The 17,228-nt window shown below is 71.1% G+C and carries 16 protein-coding genes; 5 read left to right on the top strand and 11 right to left on the bottom strand.

Going from position 1 to position 17,228, the window contains the following annotated elements; translation table 11 throughout:
- Nucleotides 1–2 precede the first annotated feature (2 nt).
- Together ACLQ23_RS06175 and ACLQ23_RS06170 are read right to left on the bottom strand one after the other, a co-directional pair.
- On the bottom strand, nt 3–788 hold the full coding sequence (locus ACLQ23_RS06175; protein ID WP_425880430.1) for a GNAT family N-acetyltransferase: 786 nt from the start codon (nt 786–788) through the stop codon (nt 3–5).
- Nucleotides 773–1,546 carry a sulfite exporter TauE/SafE family protein gene (locus ACLQ23_RS06170; RefSeq protein WP_355596500.1) on the bottom strand — a complete coding sequence of 258 codons (774 nt, stop codon included), beginning with the start codon at nt 1,544–1,546 and terminating at the stop codon, nt 773–775. Before ACLQ23_RS06170 ends, ACLQ23_RS06175 begins: the two co-directional genes overlap by 16 nt.
- A gap of 183 nt (nt 1,547–1,729) precedes the next feature.
- Here ACLQ23_RS06170 and ACLQ23_RS06165 point away from each other — a divergent pair, with 183 nt between their 5' ends.
- The 3 genes from ACLQ23_RS06165 (at nt 1,730) to ACLQ23_RS06155 (ending at nt 5,459) form a co-directional block, all read left to right on the top strand.
- Entirely contained in the window at nt 1,730–2,509 is a 780-nt protein-coding gene (locus ACLQ23_RS06165; protein WP_377666123.1) for an endonuclease/exonuclease/phosphatase family protein, read from the top strand.
- Nucleotides 2,510–2,621: 112 nt separating this feature from the next.
- Nucleotides 2,622–4,727: a M14 family zinc carboxypeptidase gene (locus ACLQ23_RS06160; protein ID WP_425880429.1), complete on the top strand. Its 2,106-nt coding sequence runs from the start codon at nt 2,622–2,624 to the stop codon at nt 4,725–4,727.
- Nucleotides 4,728–4,817: 90 nt separating this feature from the next.
- Nucleotides 4,818–5,459, top strand: a complete 642-nt coding sequence (locus ACLQ23_RS06155) for a fasciclin domain-containing protein (protein WP_425735926.1) — start codon at nt 4,818–4,820, stop codon at nt 5,457–5,459.
- Here ACLQ23_RS06155 and ACLQ23_RS06150 read toward each other — a convergent pair whose 3' ends face one another.
- A complete protein-coding gene (locus tag ACLQ23_RS06150) occupies nt 5,460–6,476 on the bottom strand; it encodes a tyrosine-type recombinase/integrase (RefSeq protein ID WP_425880428.1) in 1,017 nt (338 codons plus the stop codon).
- An 87-nt stretch (nt 6,477–6,563) separates the two neighbouring features.
- On the opposite strand from ACLQ23_RS06150, the gene ACLQ23_RS06145 reads away from it, so the two are divergent.
- Entirely contained in the window at nt 6,564–7,298 is a 735-nt protein-coding gene (locus tag ACLQ23_RS06145; RefSeq protein ID WP_425880427.1) for a hypothetical protein, read from the top strand.
- A gap of 291 nt (nt 7,299–7,589) precedes the next feature.
- Here the strand turns inward: ACLQ23_RS06145 and ACLQ23_RS06140 are convergent, their stop codons facing one another.
- On the bottom strand, nt 7,590–9,350 hold the full coding sequence (locus ACLQ23_RS06140; protein ID WP_425735927.1) for an L-lactate permease: 1,761 nt from the start codon (nt 9,348–9,350) through the stop codon (nt 7,590–7,592).
- A gap of 442 nt (nt 9,351–9,792) precedes the next feature.
- Between ACLQ23_RS06140 and ACLQ23_RS06135 the strand changes: the two genes are divergently transcribed.
- On the top strand, nt 9,793–10,545 hold the full coding sequence (locus ACLQ23_RS06135; protein WP_355596512.1) for a FadR/GntR family transcriptional regulator: 753 nt from the start codon (nt 9,793–9,795) through the stop codon (nt 10,543–10,545).
- A gap of 7 nt (nt 10,546–10,552) precedes the next feature.
- Here the strand turns inward: ACLQ23_RS06135 and ACLQ23_RS06130 are convergent, their stop codons facing one another.
- The 7 genes from ACLQ23_RS06130 to ACLQ23_RS06100 all read right to left on the bottom strand — a co-directional run bounded on the left by ACLQ23_RS06130 (nt 10,553) and on the right by ACLQ23_RS06100 (nt 17,221).
- Complete coding sequence (locus ACLQ23_RS06130) at nt 10,553–11,764, bottom strand: LLM class flavin-dependent oxidoreductase (RefSeq protein WP_355628335.1); 1,212 nt, start codon at nt 11,762–11,764, stop codon at nt 10,553–10,555.
- Nucleotides 11,761–12,507, bottom strand: coding sequence for an alpha/beta fold hydrolase (locus ACLQ23_RS06125; protein WP_355596516.1), 747 nt, complete (start codon nt 12,505–12,507; stop codon nt 11,761–11,763). Before ACLQ23_RS06125 ends, ACLQ23_RS06130 begins: the two co-directional genes overlap by 4 nt.
- Nucleotides 12,504–13,349: an alpha/beta fold hydrolase gene (locus tag ACLQ23_RS06120; protein WP_425880426.1), complete on the bottom strand. Its 846-nt coding sequence runs from the start codon at nt 13,347–13,349 to the stop codon at nt 12,504–12,506. Before ACLQ23_RS06120 ends, ACLQ23_RS06125 begins: the two co-directional genes overlap by 4 nt.
- A 29-nt stretch (nt 13,350–13,378) precedes the next feature.
- Nucleotides 13,379–13,894 carry a flavin reductase family protein gene (locus tag ACLQ23_RS06115; protein ID WP_355596520.1) on the bottom strand — a complete coding sequence of 172 codons (516 nt, stop codon included), beginning with the start codon at nt 13,892–13,894 and terminating at the stop codon, nt 13,379–13,381.
- Nucleotides 13,891–14,754 carry an FAD:protein FMN transferase gene (locus ACLQ23_RS06110; protein WP_355596522.1) on the bottom strand — a complete coding sequence of 288 codons (864 nt, stop codon included), beginning with the start codon at nt 14,752–14,754 and terminating at the stop codon, nt 13,891–13,893. Before ACLQ23_RS06110 ends, ACLQ23_RS06115 begins: the two co-directional genes overlap by 4 nt.
- Before the next feature lie 128 nt (nt 14,755–14,882).
- Nucleotides 14,883–15,758 (bottom strand): HpcH/HpaI aldolase/citrate lyase family protein, encoded by an 876-nt coding sequence (locus ACLQ23_RS06105; RefSeq protein WP_355596524.1) that lies wholly within the window; start codon nt 15,756–15,758, stop codon nt 14,883–14,885.
- Complete coding sequence (locus tag ACLQ23_RS06100; RefSeq protein ID WP_425735928.1) at nt 15,755–17,221, bottom strand: dihydroorotase; 1,467 nt, start codon at nt 17,219–17,221, stop codon at nt 15,755–15,757. The genes ACLQ23_RS06105 and ACLQ23_RS06100 overlap by 4 nt, the downstream gene beginning before the upstream one ends.
- Nucleotides 17,222–17,228 lie beyond the last annotated feature (7 nt).

The raw sequence follows: 17,228 nt of genomic DNA, 5'->3' as shown, positions 1-17,228 counted from the left end.
GGCTACCGGGCCGTCACCACACACTCGTCGAAGTCGGCCACCCGGGTGAACCCCACCCGCTCGTACAGCCGCACCGCCGCTGCGTTGTCCGCCTTCACGTTCAACGTGACGTGCTCGACGCTCTCGCGCAGCCGTACACACAGCGCCGCCACCACCGCCGCGCCCAACCCCCTGCCCCGCCACCGCGGATGCGTCGTCACGTTGCCCAACGCCGCCACCCGGTAGGTCCGCGAGAACACGTGCACACCCGCCACCGCCACCAGCTCACCGCCCTCGCGCACCCCCAGGTACTGCCCGGTGTCCAGCATCCGCGCGTCGAACCAGTTACCCGGGTACGCCCGCGCGTACAGCTCGCGCAACTGCGGCAGATCCGCCGCACCCAACTGCGTGCCGGCAGGCGGCACCGCCGCCAGCCGCGCCGGATCGGTAAGCGCCATCCGATGATGCCGGCCAGCAGCACCCACCCGGAACGACCCGTCCAGCGCCTCGGCGAGGCCGGGGGACAGGTGCGCGTACAGCCGGGCCGGCAGCACCGGCGCCGCCTCGGCCAACAACGCCGCCAGCTCCGCCCGCCCGTCCGGCGCCGCGAGCGCCACAAGCGTCGGCGGATCCATACCGTGATACAGCAGGATCACCTGTTCACCCCGCCGGAACCACGACGTGTACGGCCAGAGGAAATCGTCCAGATCACCCAACTGGTACGCGTGCAGCACCGGGTCCCGCCCCAGCAGCCGCGCCAGGACCGCCCGGTCGTGCTCGGCCACCACCGGCATCAGCGGGCCACCCACTGGTCGTAGCCCAACTTCGTCACCAGCGCCAACACGACCACCAGCAGGACGATCCGCACGAACCCCGAGCCGCGCCGCAACGCCATCCGCGCACCCAGCACCGCACCGGCGATGTTGCACACCGCCATCGCCGCGCCCAACAGCCACCACACGTGCCCGGTCACCCCGAACACCACGAGCGCACCCAGGTTCGTGCCCGCGTTGACGACCTTCGCCATCGCCGATCCGTGCACGAAGTCCGCACCCACCACCATCGTGAACGCCAACACCAGGAACGTGCCCGTACCCGGCCCGATCAACCCGTCGTACAGGGCGATGCCCACCCCGGCCACCGCGATCACCACAGCCACCCGCGCCGGGGTACGCCGCGCCGGCTGCGCCACCACCCCGAGCCGGGGCCGCAGCAGCACGAACAGCGCCACCGACACCAGCACCACCAACACCACAGGCCGGTACGCCGACGCCGGCACCGCACCCGCCAACGCCGCACCCACACCCGCGCTGAGCACCGCGAACCCCGCCGCCGGCCCCACCACCCGCCAGTCGATCTTCGTGCGCCGCGCGTACGTCGCCGCCGCCGTCGCCGTACCGAAGATTGCCGCCAACTTGTTGGTGCCCAACGCCGTCGCCACCGGCAACCCCGGCGCCGCCACCAGCAACGCCGGCAGCAGCAGCAACCCGCCACCGCCGACCACGGCATCGACCCACCCGGCCATCGCGGCAGCGGCCAGCAGCGTACTCAGCGTCACGGCGTCCACGGCCGGCAATTCTCCCCACCCAACGCCCCTGACCGGCGCCCAAGTGGCCAGCCTCACCCCGTCACCGACCCCGAGCCCGCCGCAACCACACCCCCAACGCGCCGATCGCCACGAACACCAGCACCGAACACAGCAACAGCTTCACCACCGGGCAACCATGCCACGGGGACGTAGGGTGCAGGAGTGCGCCTGGCCACCTTCAACCTGCTGCACGGACGATCCCTCACCGACGGGCTCGTCGACCCCGACCGCCTCGCCGACGCCGTCCACGCCCTCGACGCCGACGTCCTCGCCCTTCAGGAAGTCGACCGCGACCAGAGCCGCAGCGGCCACCTCGACCTCACCGCCATCGCCGCCCGCGCCCTCGACGCGCCGCACCACCGCTTCGCCGCCGCCGTCGTCGGCACCCCCGGCGAACAGTTCCGCCCACTGCGCCACGACGACGACGGCCACGGCGAACCCTGCTACGGCATCGGCCTGATCAGCCGCCACCCCGTCCGCAGCTGGCACGTCACCCGCCTCAAACCCGCACCCGTGCGCTCCCCGGTCTACGTTCCCGGCCCCGGCGGCGGCCTCATCCTGCTGCACGACGAACCCCGAGTCGTCCTCGCCGCCGTCCTGGACACCCCCCACGGGCCACTCACCGTCGCCGCGACCCACCTGTCCTTCGTCCCCGGCTGGAACGCCCACCAACTCCGCCGCACCATCAGCGCGCTACGCGCCCTGCCTGGCCCCCGCGTCCTGCTCGGCGACCTCAACCTGCCCGCCGGCCCGGCGCGGCTCATCACCGGCTGGCGCCCCCTGGGCCGCCGCCCCACCTACCCCTCCGGGCAGCCCCGCGTGCAACTCGACCACATCCTCGCCGACCGGCACGCCCTCGCCGAACTCCCACCGGTACGCGCCGTCACCGCACCGCTGTCCACCATCTCCGACCACCGCCCCCTGCTGGTCGACCTCGGCTGAAAGCGGGCACTTCGGCCCCGCGAGCCGCAAGATTCCCTCAAGATCATTGCATCGACGTACTCCGACAACCATGCTGGGCGGGTCGCGCCACGATCAACTAGTCGGAGGCCACATGAGACGCAAGCGACCCACCCTCATCGCCATATCCACTGTCATCGCTCTCACGCTGACCATCTCACCCACCCCCGCCAACGCCCAGAGCGCCGCGCAACCCAACCAGGTCGCCAACCTCACCGTCCGCCAGAGCGACGGGTACGCCACCCTCGCCTGGCAGCACGTCGACGGCGCCACCGACTACCAGATCGAACGCACAGCGGTCGACGCCAACGGCAACCCCACCGGCGCACCGACAATCGTGGGCATCTGGCGACCCAACCGCCAGGTCAACCAGCAATCACCCACCTTCGCCGACGCCGGATTCAACCCCGGAGACCGGTTCCAGTGGCGGGTACGCGCCCGCGCCGGCACCACCGAACAGCCCTACTCCGAACCGGTCGTCGCCACGACCACCGCGCCCTGGGGCAACCCCGACACCCCCGGCGAGCAACTGCGCACCCAGTGGGAGACCACCCGCGGCGCGCAGTACACAAACGACGTCAACGAGTACGCCTACACCGAGGCCATCGACGCCCTCAGTGACCGCGTCCGCGTCGTCGAGCTCGGCCGCACCCTGCAGAACCGGCCCATCAACATGATGGTCTTCGGCAACCCGCCGGCGGCCACCCCGGAGGCCGTCGCCGCCACCGCACCCGTCGCCATCAACTGCAACGTGCACGGCAACGAGCCCGGCGACCGCGAAGCCTGCCTCATCATGGCCCGGCAACTCGCCTTCAGCACCGACCCGCGGATCATCGACCTGCTCAGCCGCACCAACGTCCTGATCGTCCCCACCATCAACGGCGACGGTCGGGCCAACAACACCCGCGGCAACGCCTCCGGCCAGGACCTCAACCGCGACTACTCGCTGATCCGTCAGCCCGAGACCACCGCGTACATCAAGATGGTCCGCGACTACCGGCCCGTTGCCGGCTACGACGGCCACGAGTACGGCAACGCCCGCGCCGGTGACCTGCCGATGCTGCCGCCGCGGCACCAGAACGTGCCCCAGTCCATCTTCGACCAGTCCCAGGACATGATCGAAGGCCACATGTACACGAAGGGCGCCGAAGACGGCTGGTGGGCCTGCCCCTACGGCTGCGAAGGCGGCAGCACCGTCGGCAACAGCGAGGAAACCATCCTCCGCAACACCCTCGGCCTGAAGAACGTCGCCAACTCCCTGCTGGAGCTGCGCAGCTCCGGCGGCCAGACGCGACCCGACGAGGGCAACACCGCGAACAACCGCCGCCGCAAGACCTACTCCGCGCTGTGGACGTTCCACCAGTTCCTCGACTACCACCGCGCCAACAAGGCAGAGATCCTCGCCTCCCGCGCCGAGGGCATCGAGAGCCAGGCCGCCAACACCGGCCGCCTTGTCTTCCGCGGCTCCCGACCGATCCCGGCCCACCCTGCACCGCACCCGGGTGACAGCCCGCCGGGACTCGACGCCCCCCGCGCCGACCTCATCCTCGACGACGCGCCGTGCGCCTACCGGCTCACCGAGGAGCAGTACAACGGCGCACGCACCGACGGCCCCGGCGGCGTCGGCGCCACCGTCGCGCAGCGCATCGCCGCACACGGCTGGAAGGTCGTCAAGACCACCGACGGCTACTACGTGCCCCTCAACCAGCCCGAACGCGGCCTGATCCCGCTACTGCTGGACACCAAGGGCGTGGAGAAGCTCGTCGACGGCGAGCGCATCTACCCGAACCTCACCGGCCGCCGCAACGGACCACTGACCGTCTCCGGCTTCACCTGCGCCGTCGACGCCACCATCAACGGACCGGTCACCATCCGGGCCGGCGCGGCGCTCGTCGCGACCGGAACCACAATCAGCGGCCCGGTCACCGCCAACGGCGCCTCCGGTGTCCTGCTCGCCGACAGCACCGTCAACGGCCCGGTCCAGATCGCGAACAGCACCAACGCGGTCTCCCTCATCGACGTCGCCGTCTCCGGCCCGGTCAACCTGACCGGCAACACCACCGGCGCCGACGTGCCGCTGCTGGCCGGCAACATCATCCGCGGCCCGCTCAACTGCACCACCAACAGCACCGCCCCGACCAACCTCGGGGTCAGCAACACCGTCCACGGCCCACGCAACGCCCAGTGCGCCGCGCTGTGACCGTCAGCTAGTCGCACCACAGTGCCGGCGGCGCGGGCGTGAGCCCACGCCGCCGGCACACCCATCAACCCGACACCCATGGAGTACGCCGTGTCGCAACCCGCCACCTCGAACGGCACCCGACCGCGGCGCTACCGCCTGCTCGCGCCCGCCCTGCTGCTCGCCCTCACCGCGTGCAGCAGCACCCCCGCCGACCCACGCCCGGTCGCGGTAGCCGAGATCACCGGCCCGCTCTGCGCCGCCCTGCCCACCGGTGACGACCCCGGCAACCCGACATTCCTCGCCGGCCAACCCGTCGACGAGGCGCTGCGCTGGATGCCCACCCTCACCACCTTCGAGGCGGCAGTGCGCGCCAGCGGCGTCCTCACCGAACTGCCCAAGGACGGCCTCACCGTCCTCGCGCCGTCCGACGACGCCTTCGCCGCGAAGTTCTCCGAGGACAACTGGGACGACCTCATGGTCCGACACACCGGCCAGCTGCGCCCCCTGCTGAAGGCACACCTCGTCGCGGGAACCCACGCGATCGACGACCTGCTGAAGGCCGGCACCGCCACCACCCTCGACGGCACCACCATCACCGTCACCGGCACCGCCCCCACCGTGCGCCTCGCCGACCGCGCCGACACCGTCTGCGCCGACTACCGGGCCACGAACACCCGCATCCACATCATCAACTCGGTCCTCGGCACCCTGCCCACCACCGCCAACGACTCCGACCACAAGGCCCACTGATCACCGCGCCGCCGGCTCCTCCCGGCCCGCCGGCAGGAGCGCCGCCAACGCGCGGTTCGTCCGGTTGGCCCGCACCGCGTCGCGCTGCTGCCCGGCAGTCACCTCGATGTACGTCTGCGACGACGCCAACGACGCGTGCCCCAACAACCGCATGATCTCCGCAGCGCTCGCCCCGTCCTCGGCCAACCGCGTCGCGAACGTGTGCCGCAGCGCGTGCAACCGCGCGCCCCGCGGCACCCGGTCACCGATGCCCGCCCGCCGGTAACACGACTCCACCAGATACTGCAGCCCACCACGGCGCAACGGCTCACCGCGCCGGTCCACGAGCAACGCCGAGTCGGGGCGTACCGACCGGGACCCGAAACGCCGCGCCCGACTGTCCAGGTAGTCCACCAGCACCCGGTCCAGATCCGCCTCGATCGGCACCACACGGGGCCGCCCGCCCTTTCCGGCCACCTCGATCCGCCGCTCACCGGGCCGGCCACCCAACGAGTCGACACGCAGCGCGAGCAGCTCCGACAGGCGCAGCCCGGCGCAGAGCGCCACCGCCAACACCGCGACGTCCCGCTCCGGCCACGGGTCACGCTGCCTGCCCTCGTCACGGGCTGCGGAGGCCAGCAGCACCTCGGGGGTGTCCGCGCCACGCAACGGCTTGGGCTGGGGGAGTAGCGCCCGGGGACGCCCGACCGCCGGCATCGGATTGCCCGCCACGACACCGTCGGCGACCAGGAATGTGAAGAAACTGTTCCAGGTGGACCAGGCCCGGTGCACCGACGCGGCGGCCCGGGGCGCGGCGAACCGGGCGAAGGCCGCCCGCATCACCCGGGGGGAGAGGTCGGTGATCGACAACGCGTCGAGGGGGAGGGGAGTGGTGGCGTCCTCGGCGACCAGGGCGGCCACCGCGTGCAGGTCCCGCCGGTACGCCGCCAGGGTGTGGGGGGAGGGCTTGCGGGTGGCGCGGGCGGTCAGGAACTCCTCGATCAGAACCATGAGCGATTCGTCCTTTTTGTCATGCATAAGGGATATTATGCATGATTTTCGCGTTGCTCGGAAGGGGGGGAGAAGGGGAGTGGCGAGCGGGCTGGGGCACGTATCGTGCGCGACATGACGTCGCCCGTCGCCGCATGTCCCGACTGCGGTCGACCCGGCATGCCGACGGTGTACCGGGAGCCGTACGACACTGCGGAGTGGGTCTGCGCCGAAGGGCACCGGTGGCGGGCTGTTGACCGGCCCGGGTGGGCGCCGTGGGCAACGCCGGCCGCTGTCAGCGGTGACCGCGCGTCGACCCCGGATCTCATGGACGTCGTCAGGGACGGGCGGAGGTGGCGGATCGGCACTGCCAGCGACGTCGCCTGGATCGCGGGCCGCACCTCGTCCGGCGGCCGGTCCGTCACCACGGCGATTCCTGCGGTGTTCGAGGCGTACGCCACCTTCCATCCGCCCGACGACGTCAGCTTCGACGCCCACGAACGTGCCGTCGTCGACGAGTTGACGGCACGTACCCCGGATCAGCCCTGGTGGCTGGGCTACCTGGACACCGGCGCCCACGACATCGTCTTCCCGGACGCCGCGAAGGTGTCGCTCTACTGGGGCTGGTCGTACGTGCTCGTCGAGGCCGGGCCCGAGCAGGCGCTCACGTGGCGGACCGGGCACATGCGCGGCGACGGGCGGTTGCCCGACCTGTTCTTTCCGGCGGATCGCTCCTGGCTCGTCTCCGCCCTGTGGGACGACACCTGGACCGATGTCGGTGGCAGCGCCGCGCTGCTCGCGGGCCTGCGGCGCAACCCGTTGGTCACGGCGCGGCTCGTCCAACCTGACGAGGCCCTGACCCGCCAGTGACCCCTTCCGAGGGGACCGCGAAATCACGCTACTTTACATAATGCACATTATCGAATCGAGGCTGCCTGCCGCCGCTGTACCGCTCGGCGTTCGTCTCTGTCCCCCGCTGGCCGAGACCGTGGAGCCTCCAGCCACTGTCCGCACTCATCACGTCATCCGTCCGACTCGTCGTGTCCCGCCGTGGGTGTGACGGGTGCGGGCGCGAAAACTCATCACCAAGCCGTACCCACGAGGGAGCGCAACCGGCGGTCGGCCGGAAGCGCTCCCCTCGCACAAGTGGTCAGGAGGCCGCTAGGGCACCATCCAGCTCAACACCGGGGTCGCCTGTAGGCCGACCAGCAACGCCATCGCGGAGATCAGAACCACGCTCCAGCCGAACATGCGGCGGAACAGGTCGCCCTCCCGGCCACTCAGTCCCACCGCGCTCGCCGCGATCGTCAGGTTCTGCAACGAGATCATCTTCCCGACTACGCCGCCGGACGCGTTGGCCGCGGCGAGCAGCACCGGGTCCAGGCCGGCGCGCTGCGCGGCGGTGACCTGGAGTGCGCCGAACAGCGAGTTGGACGACGTGTCCGAGCCGGTGAGCGCCACACCCAACCAGCCAAGCACCGGCGAGAGCAGCGCGAACAGCCCGCCGGCACCGGCCATCCAGGTGCCCAGCGTCGCGGTCTGCCCGCTGCCGTTCATCACGAACGCCAGCGCCAGCAGCCCGCAGACGGTGAGGATCGCCCAGCGCAGCGACGCCAACGTCTGCCCGTACGCGACGAGTGCGGCGCGCGGGGTGACGCGCAGGATCGCCATCGTGACCAGGCCAGCCAGCACCAGCAGCGTGCCGGTCGAGGAGAGCCAGTTGAAGCGGAAGACCGGCAGCGACGACGGTGTGCCGGCCACGGTCAGCAGATGCAGCCCCGGCCAGTCGAAGGTCACGGTGACCGCGTTGAGCGCGTCCGCGATCGCGGGCACCTGGGACAGGCCGAAGATCGCCACGATCACCAGGTACGGGGCGTACGCCCGCCAGACCTCCACCGGGGCGTCCGGCTGGTTCGGCGCCACCGCCGGGCGGCTGGCGAGGGCCACCGCACGATCCGGCTGGCTCACCGACCCAACCGGCCCGCCCGATTCGGCAGTCGGCCGGGGCCCTGCCGGTCCTTCCTGCGGCGGGGCGTCGGACGCGCCACCGGTCACCTGGTCCTCGTGGCGCCGGGGCGGCCACGCCCGCGCGGTCACGGCCACGACCACGGCGCTGACCAGCCCCGCGACGATGTCGGCGAGGGCAACCGAGAGGTAGTTCGACGTGAGGAACTGTGCCAGCGCGAACGACCCGCCGCAGGCGACTGCCACGTGCCAGGTTCCGCGCAGCCCTCGGCGACCGCCGACCATGCCCACCAGCAGCAGCGGAATGAACACCGCGATCACCGGTACCTGACGCCCGGCCATCGCGCCCAGGTCGCCCGTCGGCAGGTCGGTGACCCGGGCCAGCGTGGTGATCGGCAGGCCGAGCGGCCCGAATGCGGCCGGCACGGTGTTGGCCACCAGCGCCACCGTGGCCGCCTTCATCGGACCGAAGCCCAGCGCCAACAGCATCACCGTGGTGATCGCGACCGGAGTGCCCTGCCCGGCCAGCCCTTCGAGCAGTGAGCCGAAGCAGAACGCGATCACCAGGGCCTGCACCTGCCGGTCGTCGCTGACCCGGGCAAACGAGCGCCGAAGCACGTCGAAGTGCCCAGTCGTCACGGTCATCCGGTAGATCCAGATGGCGGTGCCGAACGTCCACACGAGCGGGAACAGCGCGAACGTGGCACCTTGACTCGCGGTGAGCAGCGCCTGACCGGTCGGCATCGCGTAGACCACGATGGACACCAGTAGTGCGACGGAAAGCGCGCCGAGCGCAGCCAGCCACGCCCGTACCCGTACGACGCCGAGCAGCAGGAACAGCGTGATGATCGGCAGCCCGGCGACGAGGGCACTCAACGCCAGTGAGTCGGCGAGAGGATCCAGAGTCGGACGGTACACGCACACCTCCAGCAGCACGTCGACCAGAGGCCATCGCATCGAAGGTGCTCACTTTAATCCGGCCGACGGCGGCGTACCCACTTCGAAAATGCGCGGTACGAGGACATGCTGGACCGGGTGCTTGTGCCTCAAGCCGCTTGAGGTCGCATGGTGGGCGTCGTGGACAGCGATGAGCTGTACCCGATCGGGGATGTCGCCCGGCGGACCGGCCTGTCCCGCCACTGATCTATTCGGGGATCGTGGCGGTCGCCGCGCTGCTCGGCTGGGCCGCCATCATGACCTCGACGGGGGTGGCCATGCGGGCGCAGCCGATCGACGCGCGCGAGTGACGGCCCACCCCCGTGCCGGCAGTTGTGCGGCGGCGGGACGTTCGGCCGTGCGCCTGATGGTGTGCCCGGCGGGCGGGGCCGGTGCCGCTCCTCCGCCGGGTTCGCGGTGAAGGAGCCACGAGGGCAAGATCGGGGGCCCGTAGGATCGGGTCATGTCTGAGGCCCAGCCGCTCCCCCGGTTCCGCCAGCGCGCGGCGAAGATGGGTGAGCTGGTGGCCCGGCAGATCCTTGAGGACATCGTCGAGCAGGGGTTGTCGGCCGGGGCGGGGCTGCCCACCGAGGCGCAGATGTTGCAGGCGTACGGGGTCAGTCGCGGGACGCTGCGGGAGGCGCTGCGGATCCTGGAGATCAACGGTCTGGTGCGTGTTCGGCCGGGTCGGGGTGGTGGGCCGATCGTGGGGGCTGTCGATCCGCACACGTTCGGTCGGACGATGGCGTTGTTCATGCAGATGGGTCGGACCCGGTTCGGTGAGCTGGTCGAGGCGCGCGTGATCATGGAGCCGTTGATGGCCCGGTTGGCGGCCGAGCGGCGTGATGAGGCGCACCTGCGGGAGTTGGCCGAGTCGATGCGGGAGCACGCCACGTTGGAGGAGCGTGACGAGGCCAGCTATCTGGCGGTCATGCAGCGTTTCCACGGTGTGGTGGCGGGACTGTCGGGCAACGGGGTGCTGGATCTGTTCGGTAGGGCGTTGAAGGAGATCTACACCGAGCGGGTGGTGGCGGCCGAGCGTCGTCCGGAGCGGTGGGAGGACGTGCGGCGGGAGCACCAGGCGGTCGCGGCGGCGATCGCCGATGGGGACGCGGCGCGGGCGGAGACGTTGATGCGGGCGCACATGGTCGCCCTTGCCGATCACCTCGAACGTGATTACGCGGGTCTGCACGACGAGGTGATCGGCTGGTGGTGACCTCCGGTCAGGACAGGGCGCTGGAGAGGACCGCCTGCACGGGCGTGGTGTCCTTGTCGACGCGCCAGGTGGTGTCCTGGTCGTGCCAGTCGGCGCCGAGGGCGGTGACGGCGGGCATGACGTCCTTGGCGAACAGGGTGAGGTGGTCGCGTACCTCGTTGCTCGTCATGTCGCCGGCGTGGTTCATGAGGATGAGGTGCCCGGCGCCGGTCTGCTCGTAGAGGCGGTGGATCTGCGCGGTGACCTGGTCGGGGGTGCCGACGAGGAGGATGCCGGCGTCGATGAGGTCTTCGTAGCTCATGCGGCGGACGGCGCCGAGGCGGCCCTGGAGGGCGGCGACGGCGGCGGCCGGTGGAAAGTAGCCGGGTGGGCTGGCGGCGCCGAGCCGGAGTTTGCCGGGCTTGAGGTAGTACATGAGTTTGCGGCCGATCTCGCGGGCCTTGGCTTCGGTCGGTGCGACGTGGCACAGGGCCATGTAGGCGAAGCGGTCCGGGCCGGGTTCGGGTTGGCCCGCGGCGACGGCGGTTCGGCGGTAGAGCCGGAACGAGGTGGCGGTGTCGTCGTAGGTGCCGAGCAGGTTGCACAGTGTGTAGCCGTGGCGGGCTGTCCATTCGACGAGTCGGGTGGAGGTGCCGCTGATCCAAATCGGTGGGTGTGGCTGCTGGTACGGGCGGGGCCACACGCTGACGTACCGGTAGTGGTAGTGGCGGCCCTCCCAGGAGAAGACGTCGCCGCTGGTCCACGCCTTTTTGATCAGGTCGTGGGCTTCGATGAACATGTCGAGGTTGTGCACGGGGTTCTGGTTGGACGGGAACGTCTCGCCCTGGACGCCGCGGACGAAGCCGCAGTCGATGCGGCCGCCGCTGACCGAGTCGAGGTAGGCGATCTCCTCGGCGACGCGGATGGGGCTTTCGCGGTGTGGCAGTGGGGTGCCGAGCACGAGGACCCGGCCGCGTCGGGTGCGGTGCAGGACGGAGGCGGCGCTGAGGGTGGCCGAGACCTGCAGGGTCGACGCGGACTGGTGGTGTTCGTTGACCATGAGGTCGAAGCCGAGTTCGTCGGCGAGTTCGTACTCGTCGAGGTAGCGCTGGTAGAGCTCGTGGCCGAGGACCGGGTCGTAGTAGCGGTTGGGCATGAAGTATTTGAGGCCGCGGTTTGCCTCTTCGGCCTCGGGTGCGATGTACGGGTAGGGCATTTCGGTGAAGTGGTAGAGCTTCACTGGGCCTCTCCGATCAGGAAGGACCGGACCAGCCGGTGGAATGCGTGGGGGCGTTCCAGGTACGGGTAGTGCCCGGCGTGCGGCAGCTCGACGAAGCGGGCCGAGGGCAGCAGGTCGGCCAGTGCGGCGCTGTGGCGTGGGGGTACGAGCCGGTCGTGGGTGCCGGCGATGACGAGGGTGGGCATGGTTGCCAGGTGCAGCCATCGGCGTAGGCGTGGGTCGTGCAGGAAGGGTTTCCAGGCGTACCGGGACAGGGCGGCGCGGTCGGCGAAGGCCCGTTCGTAGTCGTCGTCGGTGAGGCCGGGTGGGTAGCCGGGCATGCGCAGGTCGTGGCAGGCGGTGGGTTCGGCCCAGCCGAGTTCGACGATCTCGGTCGGGTCGAGCAGGAGGATGTCGGCGAAGTCGGGTTCGGTGGGTCCAGACAGTTTCACCCCGTACGGGCTGACGAGGGTGAGGGTGGTGAACAGGTGTGGTGCGCGTACTGCCATCTCCAGGGCGATCCAGCCGCCGAAGCCTGCGCCGGCCAGGTGCAGGGGGCCGTGTGGAGGGTCGGTGACGGGGTCGGACAGGTAGTGCTGGGCGAGGTCGGCGACGCTGTCCCAGTCCTGTGCGGTGTCGTCGAGTGGTGTGCCGAAGCCGGGGTGTCGGGGTACGACGACGTGCAGGTCGTCGGCGAGCAGGCCGAGCGCGCCGATTCTTCCGGGGAGGACGTCGGCGTCGTGGAGGAACAGCAGGGTGCTCATTGTGTGGTCCTCCCCCGGTTGAAGAAGGTGCGCAGGAGGGTGGCGACGGCCTCGGGTTGGTCGAGGTTGGGTGCGTGGCGGGCGTCCATGCGGTGCACGTACACGTGGGGGGTGAGGTTTTCCAGGTGGCGGCCCCAGTCGGGTTCGAGCAGGTCGTCGCGGGTGGCCTCGACCACGAGGATGGGGACTGTGGTGTCGCGCAGGGGGGTCGGCCAGTTGTCGGGGCCGGGTTTGGGCAGGGTGGGGTGTTGCAGGCGGGGGGCCATGCAGGCCTGGACGTGGCCGGGTTTGCGGGTGTTGGCGTAGCGCACCTGGACGGTGTCGTCGAAGCCTGGGTATTCGTCGGCCATGAGGGCGACGAGGCGGCGTGCGTCTTCTTCGGTGCCGTCGAAGCGGCCGAGTTCGGTGGTGCCCTTTGTGGAGCGCCAGGGGCCGCCGGTGCCGCAGATGCTCACGGCGGACAGGGCGGGCAGCGCTGGTGTGGGTGTGGCGAGTGCGCGCAGGAGGAGGGATCCGCCGAAGGATTGGCCGGCGAAGTGGGCGGCGTCGACGTCGAGGGCGGCGCAGAACGCGGCGAGGTGGGCGGTGCGGAATGAGTACGGCGAGCGGTCGAGGTAGACGACCTTGTCGGTGTCGCCGTAGCCGAGCAGGTCGGGTGCGAGGACCCGGTAGTGCTGGGCGAGCAGCGGCATGACCCGGGACCAGCTGCCGATGGCGTCGCCGCCGAATGCTCCGTCGTGGACGAGGACGACTGTGCCTTCGGGTTGTCCGGGCGGTGTGGATTCCCAGTAGCGGGTGGTGAAGCCGCCGGCGTTGATGGTGTGGGTCCGTGGTTGGGTCATGGTTCTGCCTCGCGGTGGGTGGGCTGCGGTCAAGGGCTGTCGGGGTGGAAGGTGCCGTAGCGGCCGTTGTGGTGCAGCAGGGGTTCGGCGTCGGTCTGGGCGCGGGCGTGTAGCACCTCGCCGCAGAGGATCCAGTGGTCTCCGCCCTGGTGGATGGCGGTGGTGCGGCATTCGAGGACGGCTGTGGTGCCGGTGGCGAGGGTGGGCACCGGTGTGCGGCCGGTGACGATGGCGGCGGCGAGGTCGTCGAGGTCGCGGCCTCGGCTGGCGAAGGCTCGTGCCCAGGCGGCGCGGTCGGCGGCGAGGTAGTTGATGCTGAATCGGCCGGCCTGTTCGGCCAGCGGGGCGACGCCGGTTTTGGTGTCGACGGCGACCATGGCCATTGGTGGTTCGCCGGACAGGGATGTGGCCGAGGTGCAGGTGACGCCGGTGATGCCGCCGGGTCCGCCGGGTATGAGGAGGATCGCCACGGGCGCGGGTACGCGGCGGAAGGCGGCCCGGAACCGTGCGGGTTCCACGAGGCGGTCAGGGCTTGTGGGGTTCATGGTGCCGCTCCCCTGTCGGTGGGGTCGTCGGTGCGGGTCAGCCACAGGTGGTGGACGTCGGTGCGGGTGGTGAGGTGTGCGGCTGTGGGGCTGCCGCCGATCACGACGGCTGAGGCGACCCAGTCGGCGCTGGCGCCGGTGCGGGCCAGGACTGTGCTCTGGGTGATGTCGGAGGTGGCGGGTCGGCCGGTGCGTGGGTCGATGAGGTGGTGGTCGTTGGTGCCCCAGCGGCGTTTGCCGATGCCGCTTGTGGCGACGCCGCCGTCGCGGACTCGCAGGACGTGGCCGTTGGGCAGGTTGACGGGCCAGCCGTCGCCGTCGGGGCCGGGGCCGCGGCAGGTGACGTCTCCCCCGACGCTGGCGGCGGAGTTGGGGCCGAGCCAGGTGACGATGTCGTCGGCCCACCGGCCCTTGGCGAGCGCGCCGACGTCGATGCCGTATCCGGGTGCCAGGCGGGCGGTGCTGGGGCGTAGTTCGAGCACCTCGGCCAGGGGTGGCACGGGGGTGGGTGTCGTGGGTGGCGCGGTCGGTGGTGTGCCGGTGGTCCAGGAGTGGACGTAGCCGGCGGCGAGGAGCCGGGGCAGCATCGCGGCGTTCACCAGGTTGGCGCTGGCGGCGGCGACGGCCAGGGCGTGGCGGAGCATGGCGTGCAGGTCTGCGGAGACGGGGTGCCAGCGGCCGGCGGCGGCGTTCAGGTGCGACAGTTCGCTGTCGGGGCGGAATCGTGAGTAGCGCCTGTCGAGGGCATGGAGTCGTCGCTGGACCTCGGCGAACGGTGTGGCGGGTGTGCCGTGGCTGGCGAGGGTCACGTCGCAGGTGAACACCGAGCAGGTGTAGCGCTGTGTGGGCGCGGTGGTCATGCGGGTGCTCCCTTCATCACCAGTTTTAACATGCTAAACATGATGATGTTTCGGGAGCAAGGGGCTGTCCAGGTGGTTCCCCGCCCGACCCGTCGTCGTTGACGGGCCGGGCGGGTCACCGCGGCGGGCTATCGGCCCGCCGCGTCCCGGTCCAGCACCTCCTGGGCGCTGCGGGCGACCGCGGCGTCGATCAGCCGGCCGTCGGCGGTGACCGCCACTCCGGAGCCGCTACGTGCGACGTGGGCCAGCCGGTCGACGATGTCGCGGGCCGCGTCGATCTCGGCCGTCGTCGGCGAGAACACCGCGTTCACGATGGGCACCTGCGCGGGGTGGATCGCCGTGCGTCCGCGGTAACCCTGACGCAGCAGCAGGCGGCTTGTCGCCTCGAGCCGCTCCGGGTCACGCAGGGCCGTCTCGGTCGGACCGACCGGCGGGGCGATACCGACCGCCGCGCAGGCCAGGACGATGCGCGAGCGGTGCGGCCACAGCTCCTCCCGGTCCGGACCGGGTTGCAGGCGCAGCTCCGCCGCGAGGTCCGCCTCGCCCAGGCCGAGACGCTCGACGCGGGGGGCGGCGGCCACGGCCTCGGCGCGTAGCACGCCGCTCGCCGTTTCCAGCAGCGCGAACACGGCTGTCGACCCGTGCGGGACGCCACTGTCGCGTTCGGCGTCGCCGAGCAGCCGGTGCACCTCGGCCAGCAGGTCGACGTCGGCCTTCGGCACGACCACACCGGTCAGGTGCGGGCCGACCACCGCGGCGATGTCGGCGGCCGGTGTGTCCGCGTTGAGGCGTACCCACCACTGCACCGTGGCGTCGGCGTCGGCGAGGAACGCGCCGACGCTGGCCCTGGCGGTGGCCTTGCTCGCCGGTGCGACAGCGTCCTCCAGGTCGAGGATGCAGGCGTCGGCGCCCCGGGCCGCCGCCCGGGCCATCTTGTCCGGCTGGTCCCCCGGCACGTACAGGTAGCTGCGGGCGGTGGGCAGGGGTGCCCCGATAGCCGTCACGGGCGCGTGGGGCGGGCCAGGTACCGGCCGCGCGGCTGCCCGACCAGGGCGCCGTCGCGCAGGATCTGCTCGCCGCGCAGGAACGTGTCGGTGACGCGAGCGGTCAGTTCCATCCCCTCGAACGGCGTGTACTCCTGCGTCGACAGTGAGTCGTCGGCCCGGACCGTCCAGGTGTGGTTCTCATCCAGCAGGCAGAAGTCGGCGTCCAGCCCTTCGGCGATGGCGCCCTTTGTGGCAAGGCCGTAGCGGCGTGCCGGCGCCCACGAGGTCAGCTCGGCGACGCGGGCGTAGGACAGGCCGCGCTTGGAGCCCTCGCTGACCAGGCCGGGCAGCAGGTACTCGGCGCCGCCGAAGCCCGACTTGGCGACGAAGATGTCGTCGGCCGGCTCGCCGAACTTGGTCTCGGCGCGGCAGCAGGCGTGGTCGCTGACGACCCAGTCGAGGTGCCCGTCGAGCAGGTAGCCCCACAGCGCCTCGACGTCCTCGCGGGGACGCAGCGGCGGGTTGACCTTGCCGCCGAGGCCGTGGGCGGTGTCGATGTCGGCGAGCAGGTGGCCGATCGTCACCTCACGGCGGAAGTCGACGTGCGGGAACGCCTTCGCCATGCGCAGCGCCGCGTCGACGGCCTTCGCCGAGGTCAGGTGCAGCAGGTTGATGGTGGGCAGGCCGGTCTCGTGGGCGAGGTAGGAGGCGATGCTGATCGCGAGGCCCTCGGAGTGTGGCGGCCGGGAGGCGCTGTAGGCGGCAAGCCCGGTGAGGGCGCCCTCCTCCTCGACCAGGCGGGTGTACGCCCGCATGATCTCGGCGGTCTCGCAGTGCAGCGACAGCGAGATCTCGTCGGCCAGGTCGGGGAACTGCTCGCGGGCGGCCTGCACGCCGCGCATGACGAACTCGAAGTGCGCGTAGTCGTAGCGGGCGTCCGGCGGGATCATGAGGAAGGAGCTCTGGTCGGTGGAGCGGCCGTGCAGGCCGTGGCCGCCGTAGAACATGAACACCTTGAACGAGGTGACGCCGTGGTCGCGGATCAGCTCGGGGATCTCGTCGATGTGCTCACTGGTCATGGGCGCGACGTGGAACGCGTAGTCGACGTAGGACCTGTGGTCGGTGGCGCTGCGCACCTCGGGGAAGAACTCGCGGTACGGTCCGCCGCGGTTGAGGTAGTACTGCCCGGTGCGGATGTAGTTGATGGCGGACGTGACGCCGCCCTGCGCGCAGGCGCGGCTCTCCGTGGCGGTGTCCTCGGCCAGCGGGTGGTAGATGCCCCAGTGCTGGTGGGCGTCGACGACGCCGGGGAAGGCGAGCTTGCCGCCGCCGTCGACGACTGCCTTCGCGCCGGTGGGGTCGATCGCCTGCGCGAGGCGGGCCACGCGGCCGTCGCGGACGGCGATGTCCAGCGCCGCCGGTTCGGGCTGGTCGTGCCGCACGACTCTGACGTTCTTCACTACGAGGTCGAAAGGTTCCACGGTGTGT

This window comes from Micromonospora sp. DT41 (genome assembly GCF_049841715.1).
Taxonomy (GTDB): Bacteria; Actinomycetota; Actinomycetes; order Mycobacteriales; family Micromonosporaceae; genus Micromonospora; species Micromonospora profundi.
The sequence above is the reverse complement of the archived record's forward strand: the minus strand, read 5'-3'. Positions and strand labels throughout refer to the sequence as shown.